Genomic DNA, 17508 nt, shown 5'->3' with positions numbered 1-17508 from the left:
ATTATGTCCTCTTTTCATTAGTTTATATAATTTTTTATATAACGACTCAAGTATGTTTTAATTTTGGTAATCAAAATACCTTCAATTTCGGGATGTTGATTGATTTCATTCATTATTTCAGCAGGCGTTTGACCAAACAAACGAGTTGTCCAAATTTCCCCATCTACTGACTTATCTGAAACAATCGTTAAACTTAGAGTTTCAGTCTCCATTGGATAACCTGTTATCGGGCTAAGAATGTGGTGATAGGTCTTGTTTTTAGTTTTTAAAACACGCTCATAAATACCTGATGTGACAATTGATTTGTCTTTAACCTTCAAAATATAGTCATAAGACTCTCTAGATTCGCCAGGTGTTCGAATCCCAATTTTCCAACATTCTTTATTAGGTGGTGTTCCCAAAGTTAAAATATTGCCACCTAAATTAATGAGAGCGGACCTTACACCTTGTTGTTTTAATTTACCTAGAACAAGGTCCCCAATAAAGCCTTTAGCTAGAGCACCTAAATCAATTAACATGCCTTTTTCTAGGTAAACACTATGTTCTGTTTCATTAAGAAGGATTTTTTTCGGATTAACGGTTTGGAGTAATTCTTTTATTGTTTCGTCATTAGGAACAGTGGCATCACTAAAACCGATACGCCACTTTTGAACCAGTGGCCCTATGGCAATATTAAGAAGACTTCCCTCAGCAAGACTATGTTCTTTCCCTAATTTTATTAGCTCAAACAATTCTCTATTTACTTTTACTCTCTTGATGCCTGCTTGGGTATTAACAGCCATCAACTCGGATGTGGGATCGTTGGCGCTAAAGCGTTTCTCATACATTTTTAAATCAAGGATGGTTTCTTTAAGGATCTCTTGGGCATTTGTATGACTAATTTGTAAGTCAATCACGGTTCCCATTAAACGGACTTGCTCATTAGCAATATTCATTCGCTAGACCTCCTTAAGCTCTATTTCTAAAGCTTTAATCTTTTTTAACAACACCTGATTGCCGTTTACTTTTGCATAAGCTCTTGCATCATACAGCAGTTCTAAGGTTTCAGGGATGTCCTTCTTTTCAACCACACTATTTAAAGCTAATTGGAAAGCAGCTCTTGCTAAATAATAAGTTACGTGATTTTCTGAGCATATTGTAATAGCATACTCCAGTAACGCATTGCTTATTTCAATTTCATTAGTTTCTGCATAATAAACACCTGCATGAAAGACCATATTTAAAACACGCCACATATCCTCGATACTATTTGTAGGACAATCATAGATTTGACCAATCACTTTACTAAAATAAAACTCAGATTTTTCAAAATCATTTTCTCTAGCATAAGTCATGCCAATACCTGTATAAGCTAATAATTGATACATTTTCTTTTCAGTAGTTGTTTCATTCAATAAAATTTGATCAAAAGTAAATAAAATATCTGTTAGTTCTTCTTTTCTAAAAAACATTAGAAAACCTTTTAAATACAAGTACCTTAAAGTAATATCTGAATTTTCATCTTCTGAAGTGATCTTTAATGACTCCAGTAAATTTTGAGCTTCTTCATATTCACTAGTAATAAAATAAAACTCTATCTTATCCATTTTTTTAACGACTTCTGTATTTTTTAAACCGACTTTAGGAAATAAATCACCAATCGGAAAATCCAATCTGGTACATAATTTAATCAGTGTTTTTAAATTAGGAACTTGACCATTGTTCTCAAAACGGCTCAAAGTTGTTTGTGTACAAATATTTTCGGCTAATTCACTTTGAGATAATCCTTTTGATTTTCTTGCTTCAATAAAACAATCAACGTTCATTTGAATCTCCTTTCTATATTTTTGTGCTTTTTATCACATATTTAACTAAGTTCATTCTAACGCCTTATATATTTTTAGTCAATCATAATATATAAAAAATTATATATTATTTTTATTTGATTTTCACTTTAAATAAGCCTATACTGTATTTAATTTCATACAAAGAAGTGATTAATAAAGAAAAGTACTATATTTATTTTTTCAAAGAGAGCTAATGGTTGGTGTAAATTAGTAAAAAAAGATATAGGAATGGGCTTTTGAACTGATAGATTGAATGACTAAGTAGGTCTATCCGCTAAGCTAGCGTTACCAAGCGTAGTTTTAACTACTTAAGTTAATTTAGAGGTGGCACCGTGATTTCACTCACCCTCCAATCGGTTTATATCGATTGGAGGGTGAGTTTTTTTATTTTAAGGAGGAATAAAAAATGACACATACTTATTTAACTGGAGATCGTCCAACTGGCAAATTACATTTAGGACATTACGTTGGTTCACTTAAAAGCCGCGTGGCGATTCAAGACTTAGAAAATACAGAACAATTTATTATGATTGCTGATCAACAAGCTTTAACAGATAATGCGGATAATCCGAAAAAAATTCAAGATAATTTAAAAGAAGTCTTACTTGATTATTTAGCAGTGGGAATTAATCCAAGCAAATCAACCATCTTTATCCAATCAAAGATACCCGAACTTTCAGAACTGATGATGTACTATTTAAATCTTGTTACTGTTTCAAGACTTTACCGAAATCCTACTGTGAAATCAGAAATGAAAGAAAAGAATTTTGAAACCAGTTTACCAGCAGGATTTTTAACCTATCCTGTCAGTCAAGCTGCTGATATCACTGCTTTTAAAGCAACTCATGTTCCGGTTGGTGGCGATCAACTACCTATGCTTGAGCAGACCAAAGAAATTGTTAGAAGTTTTAATCGGATTTACAAGACAGATTGTTTGGTTGAACCTGAAATTGTCTTACCAAAGAAAAACCAAGAACGCTTAAAAGGAATAGATGGCTTAGGTAAAATGAGTAAATCTTTAAATAATGGAATTTACCTTTCTGATGAGCCAGATACAATTAAACAAAAAATCATGAGCATGTACACTGATCCGAATCATATTCATGTGAATGATCCAGGACAAGTTGAAGGTAATATGGTCTTTGAATATTTAGAGATTTTTGGAGATGATCATAAAAAAATTGCTGAACTTAAAGAACACTACGAAAAAGGTGGACTTGGAGATGTGAAAATTAAACTCTATCTTAATGAGATTATTCAAGAGACATTGCGTCCTATACGTGAAAGACGAATTCAATTAGCAAAAGAAGAAGATTATCTACTTAGTATTTTAAAAGCAGGCAGTATAAAGGCAGAAGCTCGTGCTGCTACTACCTTAGATGAAGTCAAAAAAGCTATGGGAATTAATTATTATTAAACAAATAACGAGTTTTATTTTTAATTAATTTCTAATTGGTCTATAATATTAACTATAGTTAAAGGAGTGAGTAAATGGATAAAAATAGTAATTTAGCAAAAAAAGACTTTTACGAGTATGTTAACAACGAGTGGTTAGAAACCGCTAAAATCCCCAGTGATAAACCAGTCATTAATAGTTTCACCTTTTTAAATGATGAGATTGAAAAACTACTGATGTCAGATGTTAAAAAAATGAAGATTGGCGAGATTTCTTTAGACACTAAAGAACTTCAATCCTTTGTTGATTTTTATCGTTTAGTTGCTGACACAGATGAACGAGAAAAATTAGGTGTGATACCACTTAAAAAACGACTCGAATACATTGAATCTTTTAACTCTTTAAGTGATTTACCAAAAGATTTAACTGACTGGGTCTTATCAAGCTACCCCTTACCTTTTGGGATTTACGTGGCACCTGATATGAAACAAGCAGACACTTATGCTGTTTCACTATCACCTGCACCTTTGTTTTTACCTGATACAACTTATTACGCAGAAGATCATCCAAATAAAAAAGACTTGCTTAATACCTTTGAAAGTATGATGACTGAACTTTTAGTTCTAACTGGTAAATCAGAAAGGGAAGCAAGTAACATCGTTTCAAATGCTATGGCTTTTGACGAAAGTTTAGTGCCTTTTATTCGAAGTTCTGAGGAAAGTGCTGATTATACAAAAGAGTACAATCCAAGACGTTTGGAAGACGTTAAAAACTATCATTCAGACATTCGATTAGATACTTTAATTTCTGGTTTACTGGAAGAAACACCAAAAGAAGTCATTGTCACTGAACCAGAGTATTTTGAAAACTTCCAACAATTAATCACTGCTGAGACATTTGAAAATCTTAAAGCTTGGTTACTCGTTCAACAAACAAGACGCCTTGGTGATTTCTTAACAGAAGAATTCAGAACCGTTGCCTCTCGTTATCAACTAGCTTTATCAGGTGCCGAAGAGATGATTTCCAGTGAAAAACTACACTTCTATACTGCAACTGGCTACTTTGATCAAGTCATTGGTCAATATTACGCTGAAAACTACTTTGGTCAAAAAGCCAAACAAGATGTGGAAGACATGATTCATGAGATGATTCAAATTTATCAAAATCGCCTAACTAACAATACGTGGCTAGAAAAAGTGACGAAAGATAAAGCCATTTTGAAATTAAATACGCTAGGTATTCATGTGGGATTCCCCGAAAAAATACCAGCTATTTATGCCAATCTTAAAACAAAATCAAAAGCTGATGGTGGCTCTTTAATTGAAAATATTATGGACTTCAATCGTTTGTTAGCTAAAGATCTTTTTAAACGCTACAACACAAAAGTTGATCGTAGCGAATGGGAAATGAGTGCTGATATGGTCAATGCTTACTATCACCCACAAAAAAATGTGATTGTTTTCCCAGCGGCTATTCTCCAAGCACCATTCTATGACTTTAAACAAACTAGAAGTCAAAATTATGGTGGTATTGGTGCCGTGATCGCTCATGAAATCTCTCATGCTTTTGATAATAATGGGGCTAAATTTGATGAATTTGGGAATATGAATGACTGGTGGACTGAAAAAGATTTGGCTCACTTTGAAAAATTAACGAATGAGATGATTGCTCAATTTGACGGCATTCCGTTTGGCAATGGGCAAGTTAACGGTACATTAACAGTTTCTGAAAATATTGCGGATGCTGGTGGCTTGAGTTGTGCTCTTGAAGCTGCTCAATTAGAAGACGATTATAACGGTAAGGAATTATTTGAAAACTGGGCACGCGTTTGGCGTAATAAAGCGCAAGAACAATACACTGACTTACTACTTGCTGTGGACGTTCACGGACCAAACAAACTCCGTGCCAACATGCAAGTCAGAAACTTCGAAGAATACCACAAACTATACAACATCGAAAAACAAGACGAGATGTACCTAGAGCCAGAGAAAAGAATTAGTATTTGGTAATTAGGTTGTCATAGAAGTGGTTTGCTCCAAGCAACTGGAGAAAATAAAAAAAAGTTCTTACTAAAGTTTTTTTGGTTTAGTAAGAACTCTTTTTTTATATTAATCTTCTTGTTTCTTTTCTAACACTTTACCTGATTTAGCATCAAGTTTAACTTTTGTTTCTTTATGGCCGTCTTTGACTTCTACTTCCCAGAAAGTGACACCTAATTCTTTTTTCAATTGCCATTCTTTTGCTTTACCGGCACCTGCTTCTTTTTCAGCAATCTCAGTTACTTTATCCACTGTTTGGATATCTTTCAAACCAAGTTTCGCCTCTGCACGGTTCACTTTATCATCAGACTCTAATTTTTTCTCTTTGTCTTTTTTGATTTCTTTTGATGAGGCATTGATTAACATTTTATACTTATTCGTGTCATCTACACCTTTAACTTTGTAGAAGAAGTCGCCCTTTTCATATTCCAGCTCCATAGATATGATATCCGTCTTTGGATGAGCTTTTGTATATATTTCACTGGCTTCATTCAACGTGATGATTTTGACTTCATTTAAAGATTTAGTATCCGTAGATGTTTTTGTATCTTTACTACCACTTGTCTTAGTATCTTTACTTGAAGATCCCGTTGTTTTAGAAACTTCTTTCGTTTCAGTTACTGGTTTTTTAATCTCCGTTTGAGAACTACATCCTGCCATTGCTCCTAAAAGTACCACTGCTAAACCTGTCATTATTATTTTCTTCATTTTTAATTTCTCCATTCATGTTTTATTTATTTATCTCTTTGATGTCTTAATATTACCAACTAAAAGAGTTTAATAAATCAATTTTGGATAAATGCTAGATGAAGTTTTCTTCATTTTTATTTCATCTTTGGTAAACATAACTCAAAAACAGTTCCCTTTGGTTTATTATCTGTGATCGTTAACTTACCTTTGTACTTATCACTTATCTTTTTCACAATCGAGAGACCAATACCAGACCCCTCCACTTTACTCGTTCGGGAGCTATCAACACGGTAAAAGCGCTCAAAAATATGTTGCTTATTTACATCAGAAATGCCAATTCCTTGATCCTTCACACTAAAAATCAGTCGACTCTCTTCTTCTTTTAAGATAATTTCAATCATTGAATCATCCGAAGAATATTTAGCCGCATTTTCAATTAAATTTTGAAAAACTTGCTGCAAGTCACCAGGATAACTTTCAAATTCTATTTGTTTTCCAAAATCAAAGGTAAATTCTTGAGGATATAATAATTTAATCTTCTCAATTTCATAGAGTAGAATCTCCGATAAATTAAAAACTTCTTTCTGACTTGTTATGTCTTCTTTTTCTAAAACAAGTAACTGATTACTTAATTTTTCTAGTCGCTTAGATTCTTTATCAATAAAGGCAATCGATTCTGGAATAACTTCTGGATGTTCTTTCCCTCTTCGTTGAATCAGTTGAACATGCCCTCTAATTGCTGCCAATGGCGTTCTTAAATCGTGAGAAGCATTTGTTATGAACTGCTTTTCTCTTGCGATTGCTTCACGTTGCTCTCTTAGTAAATGATTAAAAGATTCCGCTACTTCTGTGATTTCAATAGGATCTTCTGGGACACTTAGTTCAGCCTTTCCTGAAATATCAATCTGACTAATTTCACTGGACATTTTACTCAATTTTAGACTCCATCTTCGAACACTAAAGTAAATCAAGATGCTTCCTAAAATTATGGCGACAATATTTAAAATCACACTAATACCAAACATACCAAAAGCAAGTTCCATTGCCGTTTCACCACTAATAGCTAATTGAAACTTGAAGCTATCATACTCTCCCTGCTCAACAAAATAAACGCCCTCTTCACTAAAAATAATGTGTTTTAAAAATGGCAAAGACTTACCGTGGTACAATTCATCAAATATTTTATAGCTTTTTTCTGAATAAATAGTCTCTCCATCATTGGTTTCGATAATTAAAACATCATCATTTTTCTTTGAAACAAAATTATCGATACGATAAGTCCAATCTGTTTGACGTCCTTGCTCTTTTTTAAGACTACTAACAACCCCTTTTGACTTATTCTCTAAGAAATCATAAACGAAAGTTGTCGCCGCAAGAACAAAGAAAATATTCATAATCACTAATATGCCAAGAAAAATCCCCATAAAACGTTTGGTTAATTGATACTGAGCTGTCTTCCTATTCATCTTGATCAACTCGCAATACATAACCAACCCCACGAACCGTTTGAATCATGCGCCCAAACGAATCAGCCCCTAATTTATTTCTAAGGGTTCTGATATAAACATCGACGACATTGGTTTGCCCGTCATAATCATACCCCCAGATTTCATTTAACAAGTCATCTCTCGTCTTCACCACTTCTGGTGTTTTAATGAGTTCAAATAATATACCAAACTCTTTTGGTGTTAACTCCACGCTTTCATTGTCTAAGTGAACCAAATGCTTGGCAATATCGATCACAATACCATGATAAGTTAAACTTTGGATATTCTCCTCTTGTTTTTTCAATCGACGCTCAATTACCCGCATACGAGCAAATAACTCTTCAATTTCAAAAGGTTTCGTTAAGTAATCATCTAAGCCAGTATCTAATCCCACTACAATATCTGTGGTTTGATTTCTTGCGGTCATCATAATGATTGGCACATCACTATTTTTTCTAATTCTTCGTGCCACTGTAATACCATCATAAATAGGTAACATCCAATCTAAAAGAATCATTTGAATATTATCTATATTTTCTTCATATAGTTCCAAAGCATCTTGTCCATTTTTTGCCCATAAAACCTCATAACCTTCAAATTTTAATTCTGTCTTAATGAAACTAGCTAAACTTTCTTCGTCTTCTACTAGTAAAATTAATGAGTTACTCATAGCGTTCACTCCAATCGATAGTTGTTTTCTCTAGTTTACTAAACTAGAGTAGAATCTTCTATCTATTTAAAAAAAGAAAAAATGAAAATTTCTTCATGTTACAAGAGGTGAATAAAAAAGTGCTTTGCTCCAAGCAACTGGAGGAAATTAAAAATAATTCGTGGTTTTTGAATTAATTTTAATTTTTGAAGTTGTCGTAGGAGCAGCTTTTTTATTACCGTTTATTCAGTTGTAACAGAAGTGTTCAGCTTCAAGAAATAAAAAAGACTGACAAAAATCAAAGTCAGCCTCAAAACATTATTCTATTAACCAAAGAAACGCTTAATCTCGATTTCAGCTGCTTCTGGACAATCTGAAGCGTGAATCACATTTGAACCTGAAATAAAACCATAATCAGCTCTAATTGTTCCAGGTAATGCTTCTTGTGGATTTGTTGCCCCTACCATTTGGCGAACTGAAGCAATCCCATGCTCTGCTTCTAAAATCATACAAACAACTGGTCCAGATATCATGAAATAAACCACTTCTCTAAAGAAAGGTTTTTCCTTTAAGTGAGCATAATGTTCCATTACAACAGCTTCTTCTAAAACTGTTTGTTTCATGGCTTTAATCTCAAAACCACGTCGTTCAAAACGAGCAATGATTTCTCCTACTGCTTTTTGTCTCACACCATCTGGCTTAATAATAACTAACGTTTCTTCCATTCATACATCCTCCTAAAATTTAAATAACATTCTAATTGTATGCGTTTTCATTAGTTAAATCAATAGAAAAAAGGAATTAAATTATTAATTCCTTTGCTTTAATATTAAACAATCGGTGTCACAGAAGTAGCTTCTTATTTCTTGAAGCTAAACACTTCTGTCACAACCTAAATATTTTATCTATTTCTTTTTAAGTCTTTTTCATAGTTACTTTCATTCGAACGACTCACACGGCGAATGCGTCCTTTAATCGGCATTGATTGTAGTGTTTTTAATACCATCTCACCTTTACCATTTAAAATTTCCACAAAAGTTGAGATATCCATTAAATTAATCACACCGATATCGTCGCCAGTCATGCCTTCTATATTACATAGTGCTCCCACAACATCTCCGGGGCGCATTTTTGTTTTCTTACCAGCATTTATGTGGATTTTCATGATATCATCTTTAAAATCATGACCTTTTTCTTTTTTAAGTTTCGGTTTTTGCGTTTGTTTCATATCAAATTCCATACGATACTTATCAACAATCGCTTTTGACGGACGGTAAGCTTCTTCAATCAAACGATCTTGAGATTCTAAAATTTCATTAAATTGAGGCTTATCACGGTGATTAACAAGAGATAAAGCTTTCCCGCTATTTTCAAAACGAGCCGTACGTCCTATTCTGTGGACATATGTTTCTGTTTTTTCAGGTAAATCGTAATTAACAACTAAGCCAATATCAGCCACATCAATCCCACGAGCTGCCACATCTGTTGCGACTAAGTGTCTAAAGTAACCACGTTTAAAATCTTGAATCACAGAACTACGGTCACTTTGTTCCATACCACCATGTAACATCTCGATCTTAACGCCAGCTTTTTGAAGCTCGTAAGTTAACTTATCTACCATGATTTTTGTGTTACAGAAAATAATACTACTCTCTGGGTTTTCAACGACTAGAATATCTTTCATTGTTGATAATTTAGTATCTTCTTCTACACGAACAAATTGTTGGAAAATACGTTTTTTAGATTGTTCTGTGGTTTCGATTTCTACCATTTGTGCTTTTTTCAAGAAACGTTCAGCTAATGAAGCAACACCTTTTGGCATAGTTGCTGAGAACATTGCTGTGGCTCTTTTATTTGGTAATTCTCTTAGTATTTTTTCAACTTGTTCGATGAATCCCATGGCAAACATTTCATCTGCCTCATCAATAATCACTGTTTTGATTTTTGTTAAATCAATTGTGCCTCTTTCAATGTGGTCAAACAAACGACCTGGTGTTGCAACAACTACGTGTGTTCTTTGGTTTAAATTTTTAACTTGTGATTGGTAAGAACTTTTACCAAACAACGCTTCTACTTTGATTCGTTTGTAACGACCAATATTAAAGATTTCTTCTTTAATTTGTGTCGCTAGCTCTCTTGTCGGTGTTAGGACTAAGGCTTGCGGTGCTCTTTCTTCCCACTCCACTAACTCACAAATAGGGATACCAAAAGCAGCCGTTTTCCCACTACCTGTTTGAGATTTTACAATCACATCTTTTTTATTTAATAATAATGGTATGACTTCCTGTTGAACTTGGGTTGGTTTTGTATATTTCAAAACATCTAAGGCTTTGATGATTGATTCATCTAAAGGGTAATTCACAAAATAATTGGTACTCATTTAATCTACATCCTTCAATTAAACAAGTAAAAATTTTGAGTCCTTCACTTGCCTAAATTTATTTTTTAGCTTCCACAGTGTAACATGTTTTTGTGAATAACACACGAGAAATGAGTAATAGGTTTAAACAAACATAAAATATTCATCTGGTTGTTCTTTATTCTTTAAGATATTTCTTAAAATCAGTTTAAAGCTACCTTCCATTTTAGGTTGTTCTAAAATTCTAAAAATAGAAATAGCTTGATGACAAGATTCTATCCCCTTCTCAAAGTCTTCAAAAATCAATTGATACCAGCCTTCATAAAATAATAGACAGGTACTACTTGTTAAATCCATTTGATTTTTTAACATCTTTCGCGCCAAATCCAGACTTTCTTTCGCCCATTCTTGAAGTCTATAATTAACAAAATAAGAAAAACCAGAGAAAATGATTTCAGATTTAAATTTCATCATGACATGGAACTGACTTTCTTTTTCTGTTCTTGCTATGGCTAATGGTAATAATTGATGAATTTGTTCTGCTTTAAAGGTAAAGAGAAATAGCTTAAATAAGACTAACTCAAAAACACTCCAATCCTCCACTTTATACAAGTACGTGATAACAGGTTTCGATATGATGTTAATCTCTTCCATAATTTTTTTAGGATTTTTATCTTTAATCTCATCTAGATTATTTTTATAGGTATAGATACAAATATCACAATATATCGCAATGAATTTTTGCCAGCTTTTTTTTGCGTCCATCTCATCTTTTATTTTTTTCATCTCAATAATGCCAATTTCAAAACTCTTTTTTACTGCTTGATCATTAACAGACAGTAGTCTAGCAACATAATAATAAAATTCGCTCGTCAAATACCCTCTCAAAATCTTAATATCTTCATTCAAAGTTGTATTTTTCTCCAACTCCCTCAAATAAAAAAATTCCTCTACCGAGACATTGATATTATTCAGCAAGCGTTCCATTCGGTGGAGACTAATATTTGAGTTGCCTTTTTCGAACTTACTAATAAATGACACACTGTTTAACTCGTCTGACACTTGCTCTAAACTAAGTCCCCGATCTTTTCTTAGCTTTCTAAATAACGTTCCTTCATCCATCTTCTCACCTTTTTTCCACTATAGTAGAATTATCTGATATCTCTAGTTTACCTCACTTATACTTAATTTAACAAATAAATCAACGAGGTGAAGAACATGAATACGTATCTACATAATAAAGAATATCGAATTTTAACAAATGCCAACTTACTTAATGCTGTCGGTAATAGTCTTTTTAACATTGTTTTTATCGTTTACGCTAGCACACTTCCTTTTAACACATTAGCCGTTTCCCTAGCGTCAATCACGATTTTTATTCCCAGTCTCTTTCAACCACTCGTTGGACACCGAGCGGATAAAACCAAAGAAAAATTAAAATGGAATATCTATTCACGATTAATTCAGTTCTTACTTTTTAGCTTTCTTGCTTTTTTAATCTTATTAAAGCCTTCTTTTCTACTTTTTAGCGTTTTACTCCTTATTAATGTGGTAGCTGATTGCTTAGGTTTCTTTAGTAGTACACTCCAATTATCTTTCATTAAAGAATTGGTTGATGAGGAAAGTTTAAGAGATGTGATGGGATTTCAAAATGCCATGTTTACCTTGATTCAATTGATTTTCCAAGGTCTCGGTGCCTTTCTGCTTGTCCAACTTAATTATAATTTTTCACTCTTTGCGGGGATTAACGCAGTGACTTTCTTACTTGCAGCCCTTGTTATTATGACTTCTTATTCACTTCTAAAACCTTGTAATGACTCGTTAAAAATTACTGAAAACACAGTAGGTCAATCAAACTCATTTGTTGAAGATTTTAAAGAAGTCACAACAATTTTTATGAAGAATCCTTTTTTAAAGATGATTATTAGCTTTGCTGTTTTAATTAACTTACTTACAAGCACTTCTGAATCATTACTAAATATTTCTCTCTTAACAAAAGAATATCTGTGGATTGGTAATTTACCTAATAGTATTGCCTTGATTGGAATTTTTATCTCAGTGGGACTTTTAATTGGCTCTCTTTGGACAAAAGATTTTCTCAGAAATGTGAGTAGTTCCTCTATTATTAGTTTAATTCTTGTAAACATTACTCTGATACCAATTCTTTTGATTTTAGTGAAATCTTTTATCCTAGTTCTTATTTCTTTATTCACTTTAGGATATTTGATTGGTAAATTAAATCCACGTGTTTCTGCCTTTATGATTAGTGAAGTCCCTCAAGAAAAACTAGGTATTACAAGTGGGGTTTTTAGCACTCTTGTTATGGCAGGGGCACCCATTGGACAACTTATTTTCTTAGGAACTGCTAATGTCTTTAATGATACGCTAAGTTGGTGGTTATATGGCGGTATTGCCCTGATTTTTCTTTCTATTTCATTGGTATCGAAAAGAAAAGAAAGAACAGCAGTTGAGACTCTTTAAATCAAACAAAAAAAGGTAACCAACTATTCTGGTTACCTTTTTGATTGAGACGAAACGGGAATTAAACGCCTATTTCATCACATTTTTTTATTCACCCTTTTTAACTGCGATTGCTTCAATTTCAATTTTTGCGTCTTTCGGTAAGCGTGAGATTTCCACTGTACTTCTGCTTGGGAACGGTTCTGAGAAGAAACTTCCGTAAACTTCATTAGCTACTACAAAATCATTCATATCAGCTAAGAAAATCGTTGTTTTAACAATATCATTCATTGTTAAACCAGATTCTTTTAAAATCGCTTGAAGATTGTTTAAGCTTTCTTTTGCCTGTTCTGCTACATCTTCTGGCATTACTCCTGTGGCAGCATTGATTGGCAATTGACCTGAAATAAAAACTAATCCTTCTGTCGCAATTCCTTGTGAGTAAGGTCCGATTGCTTGTGGTGCGTTGTTTGTTGAAATTTGTTTTTTCATGATTAAATTCCTCTTTCTAAATGTTTGTATTTTTCTCTAAGTGACTTCACGTAAGTCACACTAGCGTCTGCATCTCTTTTTTGAACTTCTAACATATATTCTAAATTTTCCGGGCTAGGTTTATAGGTATTTAATGGGGCAATCAAGGTTGGATCAATATAAGGTTCTTCTATTTTAAAGGCGCCTTCTCCAAGATACTCAACACCACCCGTTCCAAGTGGTCTTTTAAATGTTGAAACATAAGGATGACACATTTCAATATTAATTCGCTCAACACTTGATTGTGTTAATAAGGTTTTGTAACAGTAATCTGTATCAATATTTCCAGAACCTACTGGACAACCACTAACACGTAAGTTTTCACCATCTTTAATCACAATATGATCTTTAAAATGAGTACTTTTAGCATAAGGAGCTAGAGTGTCTACAGTTGTTTTAGGATCTTCCCATGCCATCATACCATTACCAATGTCACATAAACAACCAACATTTGGTGAGTTGATTTCTTGAAGTAATTTAACGACTTCTGTAGCAACTTCTTCTTCATGATTTTCAATCGCCAAATGGATGCCTTTCTCAATTAACAAAGGTTCAATAAGACGAACTTTTTCAATCCCAGCTTTCACTTTTTCTGGATCGTAGTTACCTTTATTAATATAAGTTCTAATAATCTTAGCACCTAATATTTCAGCGACTTCGATCACATCTTTTAATCTTTCTGTCTCCACACCTTTCATATCTAGTTCACAGTAAAGGTTGTGCTCATCTAATTTTTTTCTAAGAGCTTTTAAATGATCTTTATCATTAGAACATAAACTTCCCCAAACTGGGTCAATATCATATTTATCCAGTATCTCTTGGGATACTTCTTCTTCTGAATATTCTACTATGTTAAACTGAGCACCATCTAAACCGTAAGCTACCACTTGATCCACAAAGTCAAAAGCATTCATTCGTCCATTTTGGAAATACATATGAAATGTTTCTGTTTCTAATCCTAATTTCATTCTAATTCGCTCCTTTTTGTTTTTTTAATCGGTGTGTTAAATAGTTACTAATAATGAATCCAACAATCGCAAACCCACTCATAATTAAGAAGACAACTCGGTAACCTGCCATTCCACCAAATGCATCAATCACTGCCCCGTATAAAGCAAATGAGAAAATAGAAGGCGCATATCCGATTAAACACGCTAGTGAAATAGCAGCACCACTGATTTCTTTTGGAATGTTAATTTCATCAATCGGTGCAAAGAAAATCGCTCTTTGTGTGAAGACAACACTTCCGATTAATAATGTACAAGCCATTCCTAAGTAGATATTCATTGATGTATGTGGTAAAAAGGCAAAGATAGCAATCATAATTGCTGATAATAAGAAAGTGAATCTTAGGTACTTAGTTGATGATTTAAAGGCTTTATCAGCAAGAATCCCACCAACGGGACCTCCTACCATTTTAAGTCCGTATTGATTAATAATTCCGTATGCCCCAACTAAAGCAACTGGCATTCCGTAAATATCTTTTAAGAATGGAATAAAATAAGTTAAACCGGCATACGTTCCGTAAACACAGAAAATCATAAATGAAGCAATCCACAACTCAGGTAATTTAAGCGCTTGTTTCGCACCTGCCATGGCTTTTTTATTTTTTTCGTGACTTGATTCTTCTGCTTCTTCTGCTTTATCGTCACCAATTGTGAAGAAAACAATAACACCTGTAATAATTGTGACAATCGCAAAGAATAATATTGCAATTCTAAAACTTGCTGCATTACTACCAAGTTGAACAAACAAACCAAGTGCTGTAAAAGCAACAATTGTATCAATTACTCCACGTCCAGCTTCTAAAAACCCAAACAAACGGCCTTGTTCACTGGAATCTCCCAGAGACCGAACTGATTTAACTAAAACGGGCCAAAAGAGTAAATCTGCAAAAAACGCCATCGCAGCCCAAGAAGCTAAAATTCCAACATAGTTAGGGAATGTCGCTAAGTAAAGACCAACTGCTCCTGTTCCAATAAGTCCTAGTGGCATCAAAATTCTTCTTGAAAAACGGTCTGCTACGTACATTGAAATAAAATATCCTAAAGTCTGAACAATTGCATAAACTGACATAGCCATCCCGATTTGTGTATGTGTTAATCCTAAGTATTCTTGCATTGGCACATAAAAAGCATCTTTTAAAGAAGATAACTTATAAATTGTTCCTCCAGCCAAAACTAGAACCCCAAATGTACCCCACTTCTTAAAATCTTTTTTCATTATAAAGCCCCCTAAGTCCTCAGTAATAAATTATTATTGATATCTGATAATAATTTATTATCATTGTAAACGGTAACAAATTTAAAGTCAACACTATTTAAAAAAAATATTTTTGCTATAATAAAGAGTGAGGTGATTGAGATGGATAATAAAATAATACTTTCTTATTATAAAAATTTAGTACCCTTCTTACACAGTATTTTGGGTCCGGATAGTGAGGTACTACTGCATGATGTTAGTTCTCCTGACAGTTCTATTATTGCTCTTGCAGGAAATTTAAGTAATAGAAAAATCGGTGGACCATTAACAAATATGGCATTAAAACAAATTCAAGAGAAAAAATATTTAACGCAAGATAACTCAGGTATCTATAAATCTTTTACAACAGAAGGAAAAGCTTGCCGCTCTTCTAGTTATTTTATTAAGGATGATAATAATAATTTATTAGGTATGCTTTGTATTAATGTTCTTGTTGCTGATTTAATGGCTATTCAAGATACCTTAGATAAGCTCATTGGATTACCTAATATCAACGATGAGCAAGTAGGCAGTCATTCCCCTAAACTTGTGGAAGATCATGAGAATCTAGGACAAAGTATTGAAGAACTATTAACCTCTTTAATCGACAGCGTCCTTGTTCACTACGATTTCTCAACAGAATTATCGATAGACAATAAAGTCGCTATCATTACCGATTTAAACGAAAAAGGCGTTTTCCTACTCAAAGGTGGCGTAGCAGAAGTCGCCCACCGAATAGAAATGTCAGAACCAAGCGTATATCGCTACTTGTCTAAGATTAAATAGCGTGATGAAAAAGGCGCTTAGCTCCAAGCAATTGGAAGAAATAAAAAATAATCGGTGCTTTTTCCGATTAATTTTTATTTGTGAAATTGCCGCAGGAGCTGCCTTTTGAATCCAGACTACATAGCGTGATGAAAAAGGCGCTTAGCTCCAAGCAGCTGGAGGAAATAAAAAATAATCGATGCTTTTTTCGATTAATTTTTATTTGTGAAGTTGCCGCAGGAGCTGCCTTTTGAATCCAGACTAAATAGCGTGATAAAAAAGGCGCTTAGCTCCAAGCATCTAAATTAAACAGAAAAGAGACTAACATCAAAATTAAAATTGATGCCAGTCTCTTTTCTCTATTTATTTTGTTTTTCCTTCATCTCTTCAACCGTATAAAGTTTTACTAATCGGCTAACTTCACCTTTAATATTAAATCGTTGAGCGCTAGGAACTTTTAGATTCTTTAAGGCTTGTTCTAAAAAAAGCTCATATTCTTCCTTTGTCATGATTACTCCATCCTCTCCTCATGAACAATGTGCTGAAAATTTTCTCTTTCTTCGACTATTAATTTATTCAAAACGCTAGGCTGCAACTGGTTGTTAATGTTACTTTTATCAATCCATTCAGTGGTCACCGTATCATGCCACTCGATGTCACTTTCTTCACTATCTAAAAGGGACACTTCATAAACAAAATTTATTTGCTGATAAGGAAGTTCATCGTAGTAAAACAAATTCTCCACACAAGCAACCAGTCTACCAACTTTGATTTTTAAATGGGTTTCCTCATAAAATTCACGAATCATGGCAGCTTCTGTCGTCTCTTTGGTCTTTATCGCCCCACCTGGTAGTGTTTTAACACCATCACATTCATTAGTGACTAAGATCTGGTTATTAATTTCTAAAATGCCACTAACTCTCACATCAAACTTTGTGTCCTCAATCATTACCCTAATATCTGACATCATTTCTCCTCCTCAACTTTTTCTAATCATTATACCAAAAATAGAAACCCGCAGAAATCTTAAATAAATTTCTGCGAGTTCCTCGAATTTTTAAGTTA

At 33.5% G+C, this 17508-nt stretch carries 17 protein-coding genes and 1 other annotated feature; of the genes, 4 read left to right on the top strand and 13 right to left on the bottom strand.

Features of this window, described 5'->3' with window-relative positions:
• Nucleotides 1-17: 17 nt before the first annotated feature.
• Nucleotides 18-935, bottom strand: coding sequence for an FAD:protein FMN transferase (locus tag G7082_RS09430; protein ID WP_166034846.1), 918 nt, complete (start codon nucleotides 933-935; stop codon nucleotides 18-20).
• Nucleotides 936-938: 3 nt separating this feature from the next.
• Entirely contained in the window at nucleotides 939-1805 is an 867-nt protein-coding gene (locus tag G7082_RS09425; protein ID WP_166034845.1) for a helix-turn-helix domain-containing protein, read from the bottom strand.
• A 161-nt stretch (nucleotides 1806-1966) separates the two neighbouring features.
• Nucleotides 1967-2179, top strand: a binding site (T-box leader).
• Nucleotides 2180-2232: 53 nt separating this feature from the next.
• Between G7082_RS09425 and trpS the strand changes: the two genes are divergently transcribed.
• Nucleotides 2233-3243 (top strand): tryptophan--tRNA ligase, encoded by a 1011-nt coding sequence (gene trpS / locus G7082_RS09420; protein ID WP_166034844.1) that lies wholly within the window; start codon nucleotides 2233-2235, stop codon nucleotides 3241-3243.
• A 74-nt stretch (nucleotides 3244-3317) separates the two neighbouring features.
• Nucleotides 3318-5231 carry a M13 family metallopeptidase gene (locus G7082_RS09415; RefSeq protein WP_166034843.1) on the top strand — a complete coding sequence of 638 codons (1914 nt, stop codon included), beginning with the start codon at nucleotides 3318-3320 and terminating at the stop codon, nucleotides 5229-5231.
• 99 nt (nucleotides 5232-5330) lie between these two features.
• On the opposite strand, the gene G7082_RS09410 is transcribed toward G7082_RS09415, so the two are convergent.
• The 6 genes from G7082_RS09410 to G7082_RS09385 all read right to left on the bottom strand — a co-directional run bounded on the left by G7082_RS09410 (nucleotide 5331) and on the right by G7082_RS09385 (nucleotide 11568).
• On the bottom strand, nucleotides 5331-5969 hold the full coding sequence (locus G7082_RS09410) for a PepSY domain-containing protein (protein ID WP_166034842.1): 639 nt from the start codon (nucleotides 5967-5969) through the stop codon (nucleotides 5331-5333).
• Between the two features lie 116 nt (nucleotides 5970-6085).
• A complete protein-coding gene (locus G7082_RS09405; RefSeq protein ID WP_166034841.1) occupies nucleotides 6086-7417 on the bottom strand; it encodes a sensor histidine kinase in 1332 nt (443 codons plus the stop codon).
• The gene (locus tag G7082_RS09400; protein WP_166034840.1) at nucleotides 7410-8108 is read right to left on the bottom strand and encodes a response regulator transcription factor; all 699 of its coding nucleotides are present in this window, start codon (nucleotides 8106-8108) and stop codon (nucleotides 7410-7412) included. Before G7082_RS09400 ends, G7082_RS09405 begins: the two co-directional genes overlap by 8 nt.
• A 305-nt stretch (nucleotides 8109-8413) precedes the next feature.
• Entirely contained in the window at nucleotides 8414-8812 is a 399-nt protein-coding gene (gene ndk / locus G7082_RS09395) for a nucleoside-diphosphate kinase (RefSeq protein ID WP_166034839.1), read from the bottom strand.
• Between the two features lie 176 nt (nucleotides 8813-8988).
• On the bottom strand, nucleotides 8989-10467 hold the full coding sequence (locus G7082_RS09390; protein WP_166034838.1) for a DEAD/DEAH box helicase: 1479 nt from the start codon (nucleotides 10465-10467) through the stop codon (nucleotides 8989-8991).
• 123 nt (nucleotides 10468-10590) lie between these two features.
• Entirely contained in the window at nucleotides 10591-11568 is a 978-nt protein-coding gene (locus tag G7082_RS09385) for a helix-turn-helix domain-containing protein (RefSeq protein ID WP_166034837.1), read from the bottom strand.
• 96 nt (nucleotides 11569-11664) lie between these two features.
• On the opposite strand from G7082_RS09385, the gene G7082_RS09380 reads away from it, so the two are divergent.
• Nucleotides 11665-12927: an MFS transporter gene (locus G7082_RS09380; RefSeq protein ID WP_166034836.1), complete on the top strand. Its 1263-nt coding sequence runs from the start codon at nucleotides 11665-11667 to the stop codon at nucleotides 12925-12927.
• An 87-nt stretch (nucleotides 12928-13014) separates the two neighbouring features.
• Here the strand turns inward: G7082_RS09380 and G7082_RS09375 are convergent, their stop codons facing one another.
• The 3 genes from G7082_RS09375 to G7082_RS09365 are packed head-to-tail and all read right to left on the bottom strand — an operon-like array spanning nucleotide 13015 to nucleotide 15660.
• Entirely contained in the window at nucleotides 13015-13398 is a 384-nt protein-coding gene (locus G7082_RS09375; RefSeq protein ID WP_166034835.1) for a RidA family protein, read from the bottom strand.
• Nucleotides 13399-13400: 2 nt separating this feature from the next.
• Nucleotides 13401-14405: a sugar phosphate isomerase/epimerase family protein gene (locus G7082_RS09370; protein WP_166034834.1), complete on the bottom strand. Its 1005-nt coding sequence runs from the start codon at nucleotides 14403-14405 to the stop codon at nucleotides 13401-13403.
• Between the two features lies 1 nt (nucleotide 14406).
• Complete coding sequence (locus G7082_RS09365) at nucleotides 14407-15660, bottom strand: MFS transporter (RefSeq protein WP_166034833.1); 1254 nt, start codon at nucleotides 15658-15660, stop codon at nucleotides 14407-14409.
• A gap of 141 nt (nucleotides 15661-15801) precedes the next feature.
• Here G7082_RS09365 and G7082_RS09360 point away from each other — a divergent pair, with 141 nt between their 5' ends.
• On the top strand, nucleotides 15802-16464 hold the full coding sequence (locus G7082_RS09360) for a helix-turn-helix transcriptional regulator (protein WP_166034832.1): 663 nt from the start codon (nucleotides 15802-15804) through the stop codon (nucleotides 16462-16464).
• 338 nt (nucleotides 16465-16802) lie between these two features.
• Here the strand turns inward: G7082_RS09360 and G7082_RS09355 are convergent, their stop codons facing one another.
• Entirely contained in the window at nucleotides 16803-16952 is a 150-nt protein-coding gene (locus G7082_RS09355; RefSeq protein ID WP_166034831.1) for a hypothetical protein, read from the bottom strand.
• Between the two features lie 2 nt (nucleotides 16953-16954).
• A complete protein-coding gene (locus G7082_RS09350) occupies nucleotides 16955-17410 on the bottom strand; it encodes an NUDIX hydrolase (RefSeq protein ID WP_166034830.1) in 456 nt (151 codons plus the stop codon).
• Between the last annotated feature and the right edge of the window lie 98 nt (nucleotides 17411-17508).

The organism is Vagococcus hydrophili (genome assembly GCF_011304195.1).
Taxonomy (GTDB): Bacteria; Bacillota; Bacilli; order Lactobacillales; family Vagococcaceae; genus Vagococcus; species Vagococcus hydrophili.
This window is presented reverse-complemented; position numbering and strand designations above follow the sequence as displayed.